Annotated in this window: 13 protein-coding genes, 1 pseudogene and 1 riboswitch; of the genes and pseudogenes, 7 read left to right on the top strand and 7 right to left on the bottom strand. The window is 70.0% G+C overall.

Features of this window, described 5'->3' with window-relative positions; all coding sequences use genetic code 11:
• Positions 1-249: 249 nt before the first annotated feature.
• The 5 genes from ACFVV1_RS02350 to ACFVV1_RS02330 all read left to right on the top strand — a co-directional run bounded on the left by ACFVV1_RS02350 (position 250) and on the right by ACFVV1_RS02330 (position 7,036).
• Positions 250-1,014: a GntR family transcriptional regulator gene (locus ACFVV1_RS02350; protein WP_327278037.1), complete on the top strand. Its 765-nt coding sequence runs from the start codon at positions 250-252 to the stop codon at positions 1,012-1,014.
• Between the two features lie 268 nt (positions 1,015-1,282).
• Complete coding sequence (locus tag ACFVV1_RS02345) at positions 1,283-1,537, top strand: DUF3311 domain-containing protein (RefSeq protein ID WP_266358086.1); 255 nt, start codon at positions 1,283-1,285, stop codon at positions 1,535-1,537.
• Entirely contained in the window at positions 1,534-3,168 is a 1,635-nt protein-coding gene (gene mctP, locus ACFVV1_RS02340; RefSeq protein WP_389983157.1) for a monocarboxylate uptake permease MctP, read from the top strand. Before ACFVV1_RS02345 ends, mctP begins: the two co-directional genes overlap by 4 nt.
• A 148-nt stretch (positions 3,169-3,316) precedes the next feature.
• Positions 3,317-3,452, top strand: a riboswitch (cobalamin riboswitch).
• Between the two features lie 138 nt (positions 3,453-3,590).
• On the top strand, positions 3,591-6,002 hold the full coding sequence (locus ACFVV1_RS02335; RefSeq protein WP_389983154.1) for a ribonucleoside-diphosphate reductase subunit alpha: 2,412 nt from the start codon (positions 3,591-3,593) through the stop codon (positions 6,000-6,002).
• Complete coding sequence (locus ACFVV1_RS02330) at positions 6,002-7,036, top strand: ribonucleotide-diphosphate reductase subunit beta (protein ID WP_389983151.1); 1,035 nt, start codon at positions 6,002-6,004, stop codon at positions 7,034-7,036. Before ACFVV1_RS02335 ends, ACFVV1_RS02330 begins: the two co-directional genes overlap by 1 nt.
• A 176-nt stretch (positions 7,037-7,212) precedes the next feature.
• Here ACFVV1_RS02330 and ACFVV1_RS02325 read toward each other — a convergent pair.
• A pseudogene (locus ACFVV1_RS02325) lies at positions 7,213-8,918 on the bottom strand (IS200/IS605 family accessory protein TnpB-related protein).
• A 328-nt stretch (positions 8,919-9,246) separates the two neighbouring features.
• Positions 9,247-9,447: a hypothetical protein gene (locus ACFVV1_RS02320; RefSeq protein WP_389983150.1), complete on the bottom strand. Its 201-nt coding sequence runs from the start codon at positions 9,445-9,447 to the stop codon at positions 9,247-9,249.
• Positions 9,448-9,528: 81 nt separating this feature from the next.
• On the opposite strand from ACFVV1_RS02320, the gene ACFVV1_RS02315 reads away from it, so the two are divergent.
• Both ACFVV1_RS02315 and ACFVV1_RS02310 read left to right on the top strand, forming a co-directional pair.
• The gene (locus ACFVV1_RS02315; protein ID WP_389983148.1) at positions 9,529-10,503 is read left to right on the top strand and encodes a GlxA family transcriptional regulator; all 975 of its coding nucleotides are present in this window, start codon (positions 9,529-9,531) and stop codon (positions 10,501-10,503) included.
• A 131-nt stretch (positions 10,504-10,634) separates the two neighbouring features.
• Positions 10,635-10,787, top strand: a complete 153-nt coding sequence (locus tag ACFVV1_RS02310; protein ID WP_389983146.1) for a hypothetical protein — start codon at positions 10,635-10,637, stop codon at positions 10,785-10,787.
• A 44-nt stretch (positions 10,788-10,831) separates the two neighbouring features.
• Here the strand turns inward: ACFVV1_RS02310 and ACFVV1_RS02305 are convergent, their stop codons facing one another.
• From ACFVV1_RS02305 to ACFVV1_RS02285, 5 genes are all read right to left on the bottom strand, one after another.
• Positions 10,832-11,569, bottom strand: coding sequence for a D-Ala-D-Ala carboxypeptidase family metallohydrolase (locus ACFVV1_RS02305; protein ID WP_389983143.1), 738 nt, complete (start codon positions 11,567-11,569; stop codon positions 10,832-10,834).
• 174 nt (positions 11,570-11,743) lie between these two features.
• Complete coding sequence (gene def / locus ACFVV1_RS02300; protein WP_389983142.1) at positions 11,744-12,382, bottom strand: peptide deformylase; 639 nt, start codon at positions 12,380-12,382, stop codon at positions 11,744-11,746.
• Between the two features lie 105 nt (positions 12,383-12,487).
• Entirely contained in the window at positions 12,488-13,480 is a 993-nt protein-coding gene (locus tag ACFVV1_RS02295; protein WP_360541706.1) for a hypothetical protein, read from the bottom strand.
• A 91-nt stretch (positions 13,481-13,571) separates the two neighbouring features.
• Positions 13,572-14,843 (bottom strand): HD-GYP domain-containing protein, encoded by a 1,272-nt coding sequence (locus tag ACFVV1_RS02290; protein ID WP_389983140.1) that lies wholly within the window; start codon positions 14,841-14,843, stop codon positions 13,572-13,574.
• Entirely contained in the window at positions 14,840-16,258 is a 1,419-nt protein-coding gene (locus tag ACFVV1_RS02285; protein WP_389983138.1) for an HD-GYP domain-containing protein, read from the bottom strand. The genes ACFVV1_RS02290 and ACFVV1_RS02285 overlap by 4 nt, the downstream gene beginning before the upstream one ends.
• Positions 16,259-16,388: the final 130 nt, after the last annotated feature.

Here is a 16,388-nt window from a genome sequence, read left to right as displayed (position 1 = left end):
CGCCCACCGCGAAGACATTCGACGAGTACTGCTGGGGCTGGACCTGGTCTTTAATGGTTTAGACCAGTACCGGGAGCTTGGCCTAGACCTTTAGGGGTGTCAAGGGTGTATAAGAAGTGCACTCGCGTCCGTTATAGGACCGACATCTAAGGGAGGGCGACGACCCGTGACCGGACCGTGCCACCATGTGAGCCGCGACAGACGGAGGAGCCGGTGACGGCAGCAACGCAGCAGTCGGGAAGGCGGGCCATGGGTGCCGACGGGGGCAGTACGGAGAACGAGACGGGCGCGACCACGCGGACGGCGCGCGTCCCGAAGTACTACCGGCTGAAGCGACATCTCCTGGAGATGACGGACACCATGCCGCCGGGCACTCCCGTGCCCCCGGAGCGGACCCTGGCCGCCGAGTTCGACACCTCGCGCACCACCGTGCGCCAGGCCCTCCAGGAACTGGTCGTCGAGGGCCGGCTGGAGCGCATCCAGGGCAAGGGGACCTTCGTCGCCAAACCGAAGGTCTCCCAGGCCCTCCAGCTCACCTCGTACACCGAGGACATGCGCGCCCAGGGACTCGAACCGACCTCCCAGCTGCTGGACATCGGCTATGTCACGGCCGACGACACGCTGGCCGGGCTGCTCGACATCACGACCGGCGGCCGCGTACTGCGGATCGAGCGCCTCCGGCTCGCCAGCGGTGAGCCGATGGCGATCGAGACCACGCACCTTTCGGCCAAACGCTTCCCGGCGCTGCGCCGTTCGCTGGTGAAGTACACGTCTCTCTACACCGCGCTCGCCGAGGTGTACGACGTCAGGCTGGCCGAGGCCGAGGAGACCATCGAGACCTCGCTCGCCACACCGCGCGAGGCCGGGCTGCTCGGTACGGATGTGGGCCTTCCGATGCTGATGCTTTCGCGGCATTCGCTGGACGGACGGGGCGAGCCGGTGGAGTGGGTGCGCTCGGTCTACCGCGGCGACCGGTACAAGTTCGTGGCCCGCCTGAAGCGGCCGACGGACTGAACCCGCCACGGCGACCGGCTGCTTCCGGCCACCGCACCCCGTACGCACAGCCGCATCGGCCCCCGTGGAATCCGTCACTCCACGGGGGCCGTTCGCACGCCTTGATCCGGACCAACTCTCGTACGTTTGGCAACATTCCGAACATTCGCGCCCGCTCACGAGACTGTTGCCGGACCGCAATGCGGACAGGGGGTGACGGTGACCAGAAGCCTCCCCTAGATTTCCTGCGCATTACACCAGGTGATCAGCGAGGGGACGGAGTCGCCGCATGCCAGCAGACCCAGAAGGAAAACCACCGACCGTCACACCGGTGCGGGTGGTCATCGCCCTTTGTCTCATCGCGCCGTTCGTGGCGATGCTCTGGGTGAGTTCGTACGCGAAGGTGGACCCCACCTTCATCGGCATTCCGTTCTTCTACTGGTACCAGATGCTCTGGGTGCTGATCTCCACCGCGCTCACGATGATCGCGTACAAGCTGTGGCAGCGTGACCAGCGCGCCCGCAAGGGGGGTGCGTCGGCATGAAGGACGGCGTGAACGGCGTCGCACTCGGCGTCTTCATCTTCTTCTTCCTGGCCGTCACGGTCATGGGCTTCCTGGCCGCACGCTGGCGGAAGGCCGAGAACGACGCCAGCCTCGACGAATGGGGCCTGGGCGGACGGTCGTTCGGCACCTGGGTCACCTGGTTCCTGCTCGGCGGCGACCTGTACACCGCGTACACCTTCGTCGCCGTGCCCGCGGCGATCTACGCGGCGGGCGCAGCCGGCTTCTTCGCCGTGCCGTACACGATCCTCGTGTACCCGCTGATCTTCACCTTCCTGCCGCGGCTCTGGTCGGTCTCGCACAAGCACGGCTACGTGACCACCTCGGACTTCGTCCGCGGACGCTTCGGCTCGAAGGGGCTCTCGCTGGCGGTCGCCGTCACGGGCATCCTCGCCACGATGCCGTACATCGCGCTCCAACTCGTCGGCATCCAGGCGGTGCTGGACGTGATGGGCGTCGGCGGTGGCGAGAACACCCACTGGTTCATCAAGGACCTGCCGCTGCTGATCGCGTTCGCGGTGCTCGCCGCGTACACCTACTCGTCCGGTCTGCGGGCGCCCGCGCTGATCGCCTTCGTCAAGGACGGGCTGATCTATCTGGTCATCACGGTGGCGATCATCTACATCCCGATCAAGCTCGGCGGCTTCGACGACATCTTCGCCAAGGCCGGCGAGGCGTTCTCGCAGACCAATCCGGCGACCGGCAAGCCGCGCGGCGCGCTCGCACCGGGCGAGGCGGGTCAATGGGGTTACGCCACCCTGGCATTGGGCTCGGCGCTGGCGCTGTTCATGTATCCGCACTCGATCACGGCGACGCTCTCCAGCCGCAGCCGCAATGTGATCCGGCGCAACACCACGATCCTGCCGCTGTACTCGCTGATGCTGGGCCTGCTGGCGCTGCTCGGCTTCATGGCGATCGCCGCCGGGATCAAGGTCGACAACGGGCAGTTGGCCATCCCGCAGCTGTTCGAGAACATGTTCCCGGACTGGTTCGCGGGCGTCGCGTTCGCCGCCATCGGCATCGGCGCGCTGGTGCCCGCCGCGATCATGTCGATCGCCGCGGCGAACCTCTTCACCCGCAACATCTACAAGGACTTCCTGAAGCCCGACGCGACCCCGGAGCAGGAGACCAAGGTCTCCAAGCTGGTGTCGCTGCTGGTGAAGGTCGGCGCGCTCGCCTTCGTCCTCACCATGGACAAGACGGTCGCGATCAACTTCCAGCTGCTCGGCGGGATCTGGATCCTCCAGACGATGCCGGCCCTGGTCGGCGGCCTGTTCACCCGCTGGTTCCACCGCTGGGCGCTGCTCGCGGGCTGGGCGGTCGGCATGGTGTACGGGACGGTGGCCGCGTACGGCGTCGCCAGCCCGACCCAGGCGCACTTCGGCGGGTCGTCCAAGGAGATCCCGGGCATCGGCGAGATCGGCTACATCGGTCTCACGGCGTTCGTGCTGAACGTGGTGGTGACGGTGGTGCTCACCTTCGTCCTGAACGCCGTGAAGGCGCCCGTCGGGGTCGACGAGACCTCGCCGGCCGACTACACGGCCGACGCGGGCGACCGGGGCGTCCAGGTGGAGCTCCCACCGGCCACAGCAGGGGCACGCGGCGGCCACTGACGGCCGCTCCCACAGCCGTACGACGGCCCGTCGAGCCCCCTTCAGCGGGGCGCGGCGGGCCGCCCCTGCCCTCAGCGGCGGGCCGTACGCGCGTCCCGAATTCCGTTGCGCGACACAACATGTGGGGGCTGTCTCATCGGGCGGCCCCCACATGTATGCTCATGCTCGCTGTCGCCGCAGGGGAATCCGGTGCGAATCCGGAACTGTCCCGCAACGGTGTGTTCGGTGCGCTTTTGCGCACCCCCGAGTAAGTCCGAGGACCTGCCGACAGCGCATCCGGCTCGACCGAACCGGATGCCAGACGTCCGGGCCTCGCGGTTGGGCCGGTGGACGCCGTACGGAGTGCTGCCCAGACCCGGGCCCGCCTCTGTCCGGCCGCCCCGTTCCCCGCCGGCCCCGAGCCGAGCGAGGGAGAGCACCACGTGACCATCGCGCCAGCCGATCCGGCTTCAGCCGCCGTGTCCGAAGCGGCCGAGTCCGAGGCAACCGCACACGACGGACCGGGAACCGCACTGCTGCGGACCCTGACCGACCTCACCGTCGATCTGCCCGACACCGACCCCGGTCGCGTCGCCGCCGCCGCGCTGCGCGGCCGCAGCGCCCGGGCGGACGAGGCCGAGCTGCGCGCGCTGGCCACCGAGGCCGCCGCGGGGCTGATCTCCGAGGACCCCGCCTACTCCCGGCTCGCCGCCCGGCTCCTGACCCTCGCCATCGCCGACGAGGCCGCCGGCCAGGGCGCCGTCTCCTTCTCCGCCTCGGTCGCCGTCGGGCACCGCGAGGGCCTGATCGCGGACCGCACCGCCGAGTTCGTCGCGCTGCACGCGGCCGCCCTCGACTCGCTGGTGGAGCGTTCGCTGGCCGACGGCGCCGACGACCGCTTCGGCTACTTCGGGCTGCGGACCCTGCACAGCCGCTATCTGCTCCGCCACCCGCACACCCGCCAGGTCATCGAGACACCCCAGCACTTCATGCTGCGAGTCGCGTCCGGGCTCGCCGAGAACGACTCGGAGCGTGCCCTGGACGAAGTCGCGGCGCTGTACGGGCTGATGAGCCGGCTCGACTATCTGCCGTCCTCGCCGACCCTGTTCAACTCCGGCACCCGGCACCCGCAGATGTCCTCCTGCTATCTGCTGGACTCCCCGCTCGACGAGCTCGACTCGATCTACGACCGCTACCACCAGGTGGCACGGCTCTCGAAGCACGCGGGCGGCATCGGTCTCTCGTACTCCCGCATCCGCGCCCGCGGTTCGCTGATCCGTGGCACCAACGGGCACTCCAACGGCATCGTGCCATTCCTGAAGACGCTCGACGCCTCGGTCGCCGCGGTGAACCAGGGCGGCCGGCGCAAGGGCGCCGCCGCCGTCTACCTGGAGACCTGGCACGCGGACATCGAGGAGTTCCTGGAGCTGCGCGACAACACGGGCGAGGACCAGCGGCGTACGCACAACCTCAACCTGGCGCACTGGATCCCGGACGAGTTCATGCGCCGGGTCGACGCGGACGGCGACTGGTCGCTGTTCTCGCCCGCCGACGTCCCCGAGCTGGTCGACCTGTGGGGCGACGCGTTCGACGCCGCGTACCGGGCCGCCGAGGCCAAGGGGCTGGCCCGCAAGTCGATGCCGGCCCGTGAGCTGTACGGCCGGATGATGCGGACCCTGGCGCAGACCGGCCAGGGCTGGATGACGTTCAAGGACGCCTCCAACCGCACCGCGAACCAGACCGCCGAGCCGGGCCGCGTCGTCCACTCGTCGAATCTGTGCACCGAGATCCTCGAAGTCACCGACGACGGCGAGACGGCCGTCTGCAACCTGGGTTCGGTCAACCTCGGTGCGTTCGTCGCCGACGGCTCCATCGACTGGGAGCGGCTGGACGCCACCGTCCGTACCGCCGTGACCTTCCTCGACCGGGTCGTCGACATCAACTTCTACCCGACCGAGCAGGCCGGCCGCTCCAACGCGAAGTGGCGCCCGGTCGGCCTCGGGGCCATGGGCCTGCAGGACGTCTTCTTCCGGCTGCGGCTGCCGTTCGACTCCCCCGAGGCCCGCGCGCTCTCCACACAGATCTCCGAGCGGATCATGCTCGCGGCGTACGAGGCGTCCTGCGAGCTCGCCGAGCGGTCGGGTCCGCTGCCGGCCTGGGCCGAGACGCGGGCCGCGCGCGGTGTGCTGCACCCCGACCACTACGACACCGAGCTGAACTGGCCGGAGCGCTGGGACGCGCTGCGCGCCCGGATCGCGAAGACCGGGATGCGCAACTCGCTGCTGCTCGCCATCGCGCCGACGGCGACGATCGCCTCGATCGCGGGTGTGTACGAGTGCATCGAGCCGCAGGTCTCCAACCTCTTCAAGCGCGAGACGCTCAGCGGTGAGTTCCTCCAGGTCAACGCGTATCTGGTGGAGGAGCTGAAGCAGCTCGGCGTGTGGGACGCGCGGACCCGTGAGGCGCTGCGCGAGGCGAGCGGCTCCGTGCAGGGCTTCGCCTGGATCCCGGCTGACGTGCGGGCGCTGTACCGCACGGCGTGGGAGATCCCGCAGCGCGGACTGATCGACATGGCGGCGGCCCGTACCCCGTTCCTCGACCAGAGCCAGTCGCTGAACCTCTTCATGGAGACGCCGACGATCGGCAAGCTCTCCTCCATGTACGCGTACGCCTGGAAGCAGGGGCTGAAGACGACGTACTACCTGCGCTCACGCCCGGCGACCCGGATCGCCCGTGCGGCCTCCGGCCGGGCCGCGGCCACCGTCCCCATTCCCGTACAGCAGGCCTCGGCGCCCGACGCCGACGCGATCGCCTGCTCTCTCGAAAACCCCGAGTCCTGCGAGGCCTGTCAGTAATGAGCTCCACCAACTCCGAGAAGACCGCGCGCGACAAGAACCTGCTCGACCCGGGCTTCGAACTGACCCTGCGGCCCATGCGCTACCCGGACTTCTACGAGCGCTACCGCGACGCGATCAAGAACACCTGGACGGTGGAGGAGGTCGATCTGCACTCCGACGTCGCCGACCTCGCCAAGCTGTCCCCCGGCGAACAGCACATGATCGGCCGGCTCGTCGCGTTCTTCGCGACGGGTGACTCGATCGTCTCCAACAACCTCGTGCTGACGCTGTACAAGCACATCAACTCCCCCGAGGCGCGGCTGTATCTCTCGCGGCAGCTCTTCGAGGAGGCCGTGCACGTCCAGTTCTATCTGACGCTGCTGGACACCTATCTGCCCGATCCGGACGACCGTTCCGCCGCGTTCGACGCGGTCGAGGAGATTCCGTCCATCCGTGAGAAGGCGCAGTTCTGCTTCAAGTGGATGGATTCGGTCGAGAAGATCGAGCGTCTTGAGACGAAGGCCGAACGCCGTCGCTTCCTGCTGAACCTGATCTGCTTCGCGGCGTGCATCGAGGGGCTGTTCTTCTACGGCGCGTTCGCGTACGTCTACTGGTTCCGCTCGCGGGGTCTGCTGCACGGTCTCGCCACGGGGACGAACTGGGTCTTCCGGGACGAAACTTGCCACATGAGCTTCGCATTCGAGGTGGTCGACACGGTCCGCAAGGAGGAGCCTGACCTCTTCGACGAGGAGCTGGAGAAGGACATCTCCGCGATGCTCGAGGAAGCGGTCGCAGCTGAGCTCCAGTTCGGCCGCGACCTCTGCGGTGACGGCCTGCCTGGAATGAATACCGACTCCATGCGGCAGTACTTGGAGTGCGTGGCCGACGATCGCCTCCGTAGGCTCGGTCTCGCTCCGGTCTATGGATCGTCGAACCCCTTCTCGTTCATGGAGTTGCAGGGTGTCCAGGAGCTGACGAACTTCTTTGAGCGCCGTCCGTCGGCGTACCAGGTGGCCGTCGAGGGCAAGGTCGACTTCGACGAGGACTTCTGATCGCACCATCTGGTCGGCTGTCCTTCGCAATATCTCGGAGGACAGCCCGCCGGGATCAGCCGTCGCCCCGGAGTACCACTTCGATGAACGCGGGATCGAAGGGTGCGTTCCGGGGGCGCCCCTTGGGCAGAGGATGGACCACTATCTCCTTGACGACTGCAGAGACAGCACCGTTCCTAGCCAGTGTGCATGAGTGGGTCCTGGACCCACCGCTGTGTACTGGGCGCATCCCGAACGGTGTTGGATGCACTCGGTCCCCGCTTTCTCTTCCCGCTCGGCAGCACGTCTCCAGGGGCGTGGTCCGTTGCAGGTGGGCGGATTCCGTCACGCCCCCGGGTGCCCGGTGGGGCCTGGGCGGTCCGATGCCCCGCACGATCTTCCCCAAGCTCTCAACTCCGTTCGAGCAGGGGATACCCCATTGGTCGTGTGGGGGCGGTGCCGTCCTTCCCCAAGCTCTCAACTACGTTCGAGCAGGGGATACCCCATCCCGGACCGGGTGTCCGAGAGCGTGTCGTCCGATCGCGATGCCGGCGGCATCATGACGGGACATTCTGCGGTGCGGGGTGGCCAGCGGTTTCTGCCAGTGCTGGGCACCCCACATCGAGGTGTAGGCCGGGTCGACCGCGACCACACTCAGGCCCTGTTCGGCGGCCATGGAGACGAGCCGGGCCTTGAGTTTGCCGGTCGGGATGCCGGAGATCAGCTGCCGGAACCGTTTCCTGCGGCCGTGCTTCTCGCGGGTCTTCTCGGTGGTGAGGTCGAGGTCTTCGATGGCGATCGCGGTGACACCGGCCTGCTTGGCCCAGTTGATGAGGCGGGTCAGGGCGTGGCGGATCTGGGCGTCGCGGTGAGCGGTGGTGCCGGACAGGTCGTAGGGGAAGCGGTGCGGGTCGCCGACGGGGTTGCCGTGTGGGTCGAGGTGGTAGGCGGCGAAGTGGTAGGCGTTGGTGTCGACGCCGACCATGCCCCGGGCGCGGGCCGTCTCCAGCGGGATGGTCTGGACGACGGGGCGTTGCCAGGACGCGGTGAGGTACCAGCGGCCACGGTCCACGTCGAGGTGGATGCGGTAGGCGACGGCCCGGTTCGCTTCGATGCGGTCGGCCCACTCCTGGCCCCGGTGCGCGAACGCCACGGTCGAGATGAGGGTGTACCGGCCGTGCCGGGTGTTGGCCAGGTGCGCGAGCGGGGCAGGCAGCTTGATGCTGACCTCGCCGTCCGGGGTGACGCGGATCGTTTCGTTCCCGAACCGTTTCCCGGACTCGCCGTCGGCGGCGATGAACCAGCGCTCCGCTTCCCAGCGTTCTCGCCACTGCTCTTCGGTGAGGTGGGCCTGGGTGAGGTGGTGGCGGGTGTTGAGGAGGCGCTTGCCGCCCCGCACCACCCGGACGCGTCCGGCCTGCCGGTCACGAACGGCGGCGGTGTGCCGGGCTTCCAGCGCCGCGAGACGGCGGGACTTGCGAAACCACTCACCCCGGGAGCGGTAGCCACCCCCGGCCCGCTTGGTGCCCTTCTGCCCGATCGGGAGGGACAGGCGGTGCCGCAGCGTTCCGATCCCGGCCTCCAGATTCCGGATATACGCCGCCTGGCAACGGCGCGCCAGCGCCCACTGATCGTGCGTGGCCTTGGTGATCGCACCCGCGATCCGCGACGACGACTGCGCGGTCAGGTCCCTCTTACGCGACGCCCAAGTGTCCGCGCTGTGCTCCAGACCATCCGCACAACGCGCCCTGAGATCACGCGAAGCCAGACGCCCCTGGTGCTCACCGACTGCACGCAGAACCTTCTCGTCCTGGGGGGTGACGTGCTTGAGACGGTCCCGGACCGCCACCCCGCACGGCCCGGGCACCACGAACGGCGCCGCCAACTCCCGCACACCACCCACCACACCCCCCCTCCCCCAAGACCGGACACGCACTACCCAGCCCAACGAGCACCAGCCACCAAGGTCACCCATTCGGCCCCAGAACCCCCGTTCCCACCCCAACGAACCCGCCGGCAGGACTCACTCCTGCTCACTACAAAGCACTTCAACGCAGCAAACCGACAACAGCTCACAACCCCCACAGACACGTGCCATCGTTCGACTCACAGTCATATGAACGACGGCTCGGCTTGGAGGTAACGCTGTGCGATGCCCGAACCTCCCTCGGGCGCCCATGACCCCAAGAAGGTTCGCCGGGGCGAGCCCGTCCGGCGCTTGAGGTACCGGGCTAGATCCTCGCCCAGCCCCGCACGTACGGGCGCCGCGCAACGGGTGCGGCCTGCGTTTCCGGGGGCTCCGCCCGCCGCCCCCGTTCCGCCTCCCGCAGCCGACGGTCGATGCGGCGTTCGCGGGCGAGTCCGAGCAGCGCGGGGAGCAGGACGAGAGCGAAAAGTGCGGCTATGCCCAGGAGGTTCATGAATGTGCTCATGACTCCACTCTCGTCCGCGCGGACCCGATCCGGCAGTGGCAGGACTGCCATGGAGCATCGAATTACTGCCACACTGACTCCATGCTGAACAATGTCGCCACTCTGCTGCTCGACGAGGTGCATCCCTTCGAACTGGGCGTGCTGTGCGAGGTCTTCGGCCTCGACCGCAGCGACGTGGGCCTGCCGGTGCACGATTTCGCCGTGGTCTCCGCCGAGGGCCCCGTGCTGCGGACCCACGCCGGGTTCAGCATCAGCACGCCGCACGGCCTCGACCGCCTGGAGGAGGCCGACCTCATCGCCATACCGGCCGGCAGCGACTTCGCGCGGCGGGACTACCCCGAGGAGGTCCTCGACGCCCTGCGCCGGGCCGTGGACCGGGGCGCGCGCGTGATGAGCGTCTGCTCCGGCGCGTACGTGCTCGGCGCGGCCGGGCTACTGGACGGGCGCCGCTGCACCACCCACTGGCGCCATACGGCGGAGCTGGCCCGCCGCTTCCCGCGGGCCGTCGTCGAACCCGATGTGCTGTACGTGGACGAGGGCCCGGTCATCACCTCGGCGGGCACGGCGGCCGGGATCGACGCCTGTCTGCACCTGGTCCGGCAGGAGTACGGCCCCGATGTCGCCAACACGCTGGCCCGCCGCATGGTGGTCCCGCCGCACCGCGACGGCGGCCAGGCGCAGTACATCGAGCGGCCGCTGCCCCGCACCCCGTGCGACACGGTCGGGGAAACGCTGGCCTGGATGGAGCGCCACCTCGACCAGGAGATGACCGTCGACCAGCTGGCCGCGCAGGCGCACATGTCGCCGCGCACCTTCGCCCGCCGCTTCCAGCAGGAGACGGGCACCACCCCGTACCGCTGGCTGCTCCGCCAGCGGGTTCTGCTGGCACAGCACCTGCTGGAGACATCCGATGAAACGGTGGATACGATCGCCGGGCGCACCGGCTTCGGAACGGCCGCCGCCCTGCGTCATCAGTTCGTACGGTCGTTGAGCACCACGCCGAACGCGTACCGGCGGACCTTCCGCGGCCCGGGTGCGATGTCCGCAGTGGCCTGATCTGCAACAGGCCTGACGTCCAATCATTCGTCGAACCGTTCACCACATCTGTCCATGGACCGCGGCCATCGTGTCCCAAGAGGGTCGGTCGCATGAGGATGCGGATGGCAAGACGAAGAACCATCGGGGCTGTGGTGGCTGCACTCGCCGCCGCGCTGCTGCCCTGGCAGAGCGCCTCGGCCGACGACGCCCTCGCCGCCGCTGCCCCGCCGGAAGTGCTGCCCTCGTTGCGGCAATGGCAGGCCGGCGACGGCGAGTTCACGCTGACCGGCCGGGGCGCGTGACAGTCGTACGGCCGCCGATGCGCGCCGTACGGGGCACTCGTGTGTCAGATTCCGCAGTTCGGCGCCGACCAGTAGTGGCTGGGGCCCTGGTTGACGTGGACGTGGTCGCCGTGGTCGGGGTAGCCCGGGCCGAGGATCCCGTTGAAGCCGTGGTTGCGGGCCTCCTTGGCGAGGGTGCACAGGGCGTGCGGTCCGGCTCCGAGATCGGCCGCGTCCCCGTACAGGTGGCGGCTGTTGGACGCGCCGCCGACCGCGCTGTTGCAGGAGGAGGAGCGGAAGCCGCTGGTGATCCGGATCGACTGGTCACCGAGCGCGTGCCGCAGCGCCTCCAGCTTCCACATGGTGCTCAGGGCGTTGGCCTTCGCCGTGCCCGCCGCGACGGCACCACCGGCCCAGGTCGCATTGCACTGGTTGTGCTCGGCATAGGTGAAGTGGATCGGGGTGCAGTCGTTGTCCTGGAGCTCATAGATCTTGGCCTGGGTGGCGGGGCCCGCGATGCCGTCGGCGGCGAGGCCGTAGGCGGCCTGGAAGCGCTTGACCGCGGCGGTGGTGGCCGGTCCGTAGGAGCCGTCGACGGCGAGTACGGAGTTGTATCCGGGGTAGCCGGCCACCCGTATCTGGAGCTGGACGACGTCGTTGCCGGTGGCGCCGGGGGACAGTGTGCGGGTCCAGGTGTAGCAGCCGTCGGCCTGTGCGGTGCCGGCGGTGACCACGGCACCACCGCAGGCGAAAGCCATGGTCATGACAAGGCCGAGCAGGAGTCGTGCGGCGCGTCTGAGCATGTGGGGGCTCCCTATCATGACGAAGATGTGGTGAGAGAGCTTGTCGGACGAGTCAACGCGCGTCAACTGCACACGAGCGAACGGCGGTTGACGATCCGTCGAGGTGGGAGAACCAGCGGGCCCGGTCGCCCTCGCAAGGGAGACCGGGCCCGCCCGGCGGCAGCGGCCGGATGCTCAGTCGTTCGGCACGATCTCGTAGCGCGGCGTGTTCTCCGCCATCTGCCGCAGCGCGTCCTTGCGGTCGCGCTTCGAGAGCCGGTCGATGTACAGATATCCGTACAGGTGGTCCGTCTCGTGCTGGAGGCAGCGGGCGAAGTAACCGTTGCCCCGGATCCTGACCGGGTTGCCCTTGGCGTCCTGGCCGCGGACCACGGCGTAGTCCGGGCGGGCCAGCGAGGCGTACGCCGTCGGGACGGAGAGGCAGCCCTCGTTGGAGTCGTCCAGGACCCGGTCCTCGGGGGCCAGCTCCTCCACCACCGGGTTGCAGACGGCACCCACGTGCCGCACACCGTCGTCGTCCGGGCAGTCGTAGACGAAGACCTTCAGGTCGACGCCGATCTGGTTGGCGGCCAGGCCCACGCCCTCCGCCGTCCGCTGGCTCGCGAACATGTCGTCGATCAGCCGGCCCAGCTCGTCGTCGAACTCGGTGACGTCCCGGCACTCCTTGTGCAGCACCGGGTTGCCCACGACCGTGATCGGACGGGAGGTGCCGCGCTCGCGACAGGCCGCCTCGCGCGCCTCACAGTCCTCCGTGTCCACGACGAAACCCTCGTCGTCGACCCTGATCTGCTCGTCCGTCTCCTGCTGCGCCATGTCCGCCGTACGCCTTCCTCAAAACCTGAAACCCGGGCATCCGAAGGTCCGGGGCCCGGGCACCCGTGCACCGCGATCGGTGCCCGTACAGCCTACGGGCACCGATCAGCAGACTTCTTCGAGATCCCGCCACTCACGGCTGTCCGGGCTGTCCGCGACCCAGCCGTCCAGCAGTCCGCGCACCAGCCCGGCCGGTGCCGCTATCCCGCACTCGCGCTCGGGCACCCACAGCTCACCTGCGGTGCGGTGACCCAGCGGGCCCGGATGCCCCGGCTCGCTGTGGTCGTGCGGATCGAGGTGCTCGCCGTCGCCCTCGTCGCTCTCCATCCGGCTCTCCGAGCAGGCCCGGCAGAGCAGCCGCACGGAGGACGACCAGTCCTCGGCGGCGAACCCGGCGTCGGACGCCAGCTGCTCCAGCGCGTCCCGGTCCGCCTCGGTGGCCGCTTCGAGCAGCACCACCCAGGTGGGTACGGGGGACGGGGCCCACAGCTCGATCTCGTCGAAGACGGGGTACGAGGGCCCGGCCGCGGTGACCCGCTCGCCGTGCGGCACCCCGTCGTGCAGGACGACCTCGCCCCAGCGGCGGCCGGACGACGGCAGCGGGATGGAGAGCACTTCCATCCGGGCCGGATCGAGCCTGCGCCCCCAGACCACCTCGGCCTCGCCCTCCGGCGACAGCCGTACCGCGGCGCTGCCCAGCTCCATGCCGACGGGCTCGCTGTTGGCCGCCGAGGTGTGCTGGCCGGTGCCCGGCACCTTCAGGCCGTACGCCTGCCAGGCGCGGCGCGCCAGCGGCCAGTCCTGCAGTGCGGTGGCGGCGATCCCGACGTTCCACCAGTCGGGAGCGCCGGATTCCTTGTCGAGCAGCGCGACGGCTCTGAGGCCGGCGGCTCTCGCCTGTTCCCAGTCATGCCGGAATTTGTGCAGCAGCGCAAGGTTGAACCATGACTCGGAGAGCCAGGGTTCCAGGTCCGCCGCACGTGTCAGCAGCGCGCCCGCGTCCTCGTACCGGCCGTCGCCGATCAGCGTGAACGCGCGGTCCGTGGCCTGCCGCCAAGAGGCGGAGGGCCGATGCCGTACCTTCCCGAAGATCCTCACGATTCCCGCCTGTCCCGACTGGACACCCTCGTTTTCCGCTCTTCTTCGCATCCAACCATGCCGGGCCGGACGCCCGCTCATTACCCATGGGTTACCCGGGCGGGACGGGGGTCAGACCGCCCCGGGCCAGGACTCGGGCCAGTGATTCCACGACCTCGGGCTGGTAGTCGTGACCGGTCCCGAGCCTGAGTTCTTCCAGCGCACCCAGCGGCCCGATGAGACTTTCCCCGCAGAGGTCGTCGTATGCGTTGACGGCCCTGACGATCCTGGCGGACAGCGGCTGCTCGCGGTAGGGGTCGGCCTGCCGCTCCACCACGACCGCGACCTCGGCGTCCACCCCGGTCTGCCGCACCACGGCCCCGCCGAGCAGCGCGATCCGGCGTTGCTCGGCGGTGGGCAGGGCGGCCGTCGCCCCGTCCGGGACCGGGTCGACGAGGGAGAGCTGGCCGATGTCGTGCATCAGGGCCGCGTACTCCAGCACGGTCAGCTCGCTCCCGGAGAGCCCCAGTTCACGGCCGACGGCGGTGCAGAGCGTCGCGACCCTGCGGGCATGCCCGGGCGGGGTGTACCCGGCGATCTCGGTGGACCGGGCGAGCGAGGTAATCGTCTGCCGGTAGGTGGTGCGCACGGCGACGAACCGGCGGAACGAGACCTGGGTCAGCAGCAGCGGTACGCACAGCACGGGCAGCGCCCACAGGCCGGCGACGGCGACCCCGAGGGCCATCACGACCCCGGTCGCGCAGACCGCCGAGCCGATGCCGATGAGCGCGCGCAGTTCGTCGCGGAGCAGTGGCCCGTACGGATGGCCGGTGCGCGAGCGCAGCAGCAGGGCGGCGAGCACGGCGTCGCACAGGGCGGTCAGGGCGAGGAGCAGGAGCATGAAGAGCACGAAGTACGGGCCCTCGCCGAACCGGTCCAGGATGCGGCCGGAGTTGTGCAGCGGCTGGAAGCACACGGCGGCGAAGGTGACCGTCAGGATGCGGCGGGCCACCCGGTCGGGCGCGGGTCCGCTGCCGCGCGCCACCTGGGGGACGCAGGCGACGAGCTGCGCCGCGGCGAGGACGGCGATCACCTGGAGGACGCCGTGGGTGGTGGGCGCGCCGCCGCTGCGGCCGAGGAGGGCGTACGCGAGTGCTCCGGCGGCCCCGAGGGGTGCGGGCTCGCGCTCGCCGGGCAGCGCGCCCCAGCGGGCCAGTTCGCCGACCGTGATCAGCACTCCGAAGGCGAGGGCGTGGCCGGGTTCGTGGACGCCGTCCCAGAGGGTGTGGCCGAGCCCGGCGGCGGCGAGCACGGCGGCGGCGCCATGGACGGCGAGGACGGCGGGGGGCAGCGCCGTCCGCCGTCCTCGGGCGGCCCGGGTCACCGGGGACGGTCCGCGGACGGCTGCGGGCCCGGGGTGGCGCGGCCGAGTCCGTCGGCGGGAGCCGCGGGGCCGGGCACCCCCTCCCGCCGGGGCCGTGGAATCGCCTCGTCCGCCGTGACCACGGTCGTCGCCGCCGACCAGCCGTGCCGGTCCAGCGCCCGCACCAGCGCCCGCACCATCCGCGGATCGAACTGCGTGCCCGCGCACCGCTTCAGCTCCTCCAGCGCGGCGGGCACCGGCCGCCCCCGCCGGTACGACCGGGTCGACGTCATCGCGTCGAAGGCGTCCGCCACCGCGACGACCCGGGCGTACTCGGGGATCTCCCGCCCGCTGAGCCCGTACGGGTAGCCGCTGCCGTCGAGCCGTTCGTGGTGGTGCAGGATCGCGGCCCGTGCCTCGCCGAGGAAGCCGATCCCGCGGACGATCTCGTGACCGTACTCCGGATGCAGTTCGATCACCCGCCGTTCCTCCGGGGTGAGCGGTCCGTCCTTGCGGAGCACCCGGGTCGGGACGCCGAGCTTGCCGACGTCGTGCAGGATCCCGGCGAACCGGAGGACCTCCAGGCGGCCCTGGTCCATGCCCAGTTCGCGGGCGATGAGGACGGAGGCCCGACCGACCCGTTCGCTGTGACCGCGGGTGTACGTGTCCTTGATGTCGACGGCCTGCACCAGGGCCCTGATGGTGGCGCGGTGGGCGGCGTGCTCGCGGTGGTACTGGGCGAAGACCCAGCAGGAGATGTACATCGGCAGCAGGACGATGAGCGCGGACAGCGGTCCGTACGGGCCGCGCCACAGGACGGCCATCATCAGCCCGGCGAGTCCGTGCACCAGATGCGGTCCCAGCGAGCGGGTCGGCAGTCCGCTCCAGGCGCGCCGGACGGGCAGCCGTTCGGCGGCGACCAGGATCGAGCCGTCCAGCGCGGTCAGTACGAGGCTGAACGCCAGGGCGGCGGCGCAGGCGGGCAGCAGGGCGTACGGGAGGTCGGGGAGCCGGTCGGAGCCACTGCCTGCGGCACCGAGCGTGGCGGTTCCGCCGAGCAGACCGTGGACGGACGAGGCCGCCCAGACGGTGACGGCGAGCTGGGCGGCCCGCCAGACACGCCGTGCGGTGGCGGGCGGGGTCTCCACCCGGCCGGCCAGCGAGCCGGGTATCGCGACCAGGGCGGCCGCGGCGGGCGGCAGCAGAAAGGCGGCGGCCAGCAGCAGCGGGAAGAACGATCCGGCACGGATCGGCACGGAGCTGCCCAAGAAGGGGCAGCGCCCGGGGAGTTCGCAGACCAGATAGAGGCCGGCGAGCAGTCCGACGGTGACCCACGGGGTCCCGGCGCCGGGGCGCAGCGCGGGGACCACACAGAACAGGGCGCCGACCACGGCCGCCAGGATGTACGCGCGCGCCGCCCCCCGTGTGGCTCTCAACCGCCGCCCGCCTCCCCCACATGCTCAATGGAGGCGCCACGCTAGCGAGTTGTGCGTCCGACCGGCGGTCAACGAGCCCGATTAGCACGTTCGGGTGATGTGGCGGAGACGCGGTTGATACCGGGGGCGC

The sequence above is a fragment of the Streptomyces sp. NPDC058092 genome, from assembly GCF_042884935.1.
In the GTDB taxonomy this organism is placed as follows: domain Bacteria; phylum Actinomycetota; class Actinomycetes; order Streptomycetales; family Streptomycetaceae; genus Streptomyces.
Note: the sequence above shows the minus strand (reverse complement) of the source record. Positions and strands in the feature narration are given on the sequence as shown.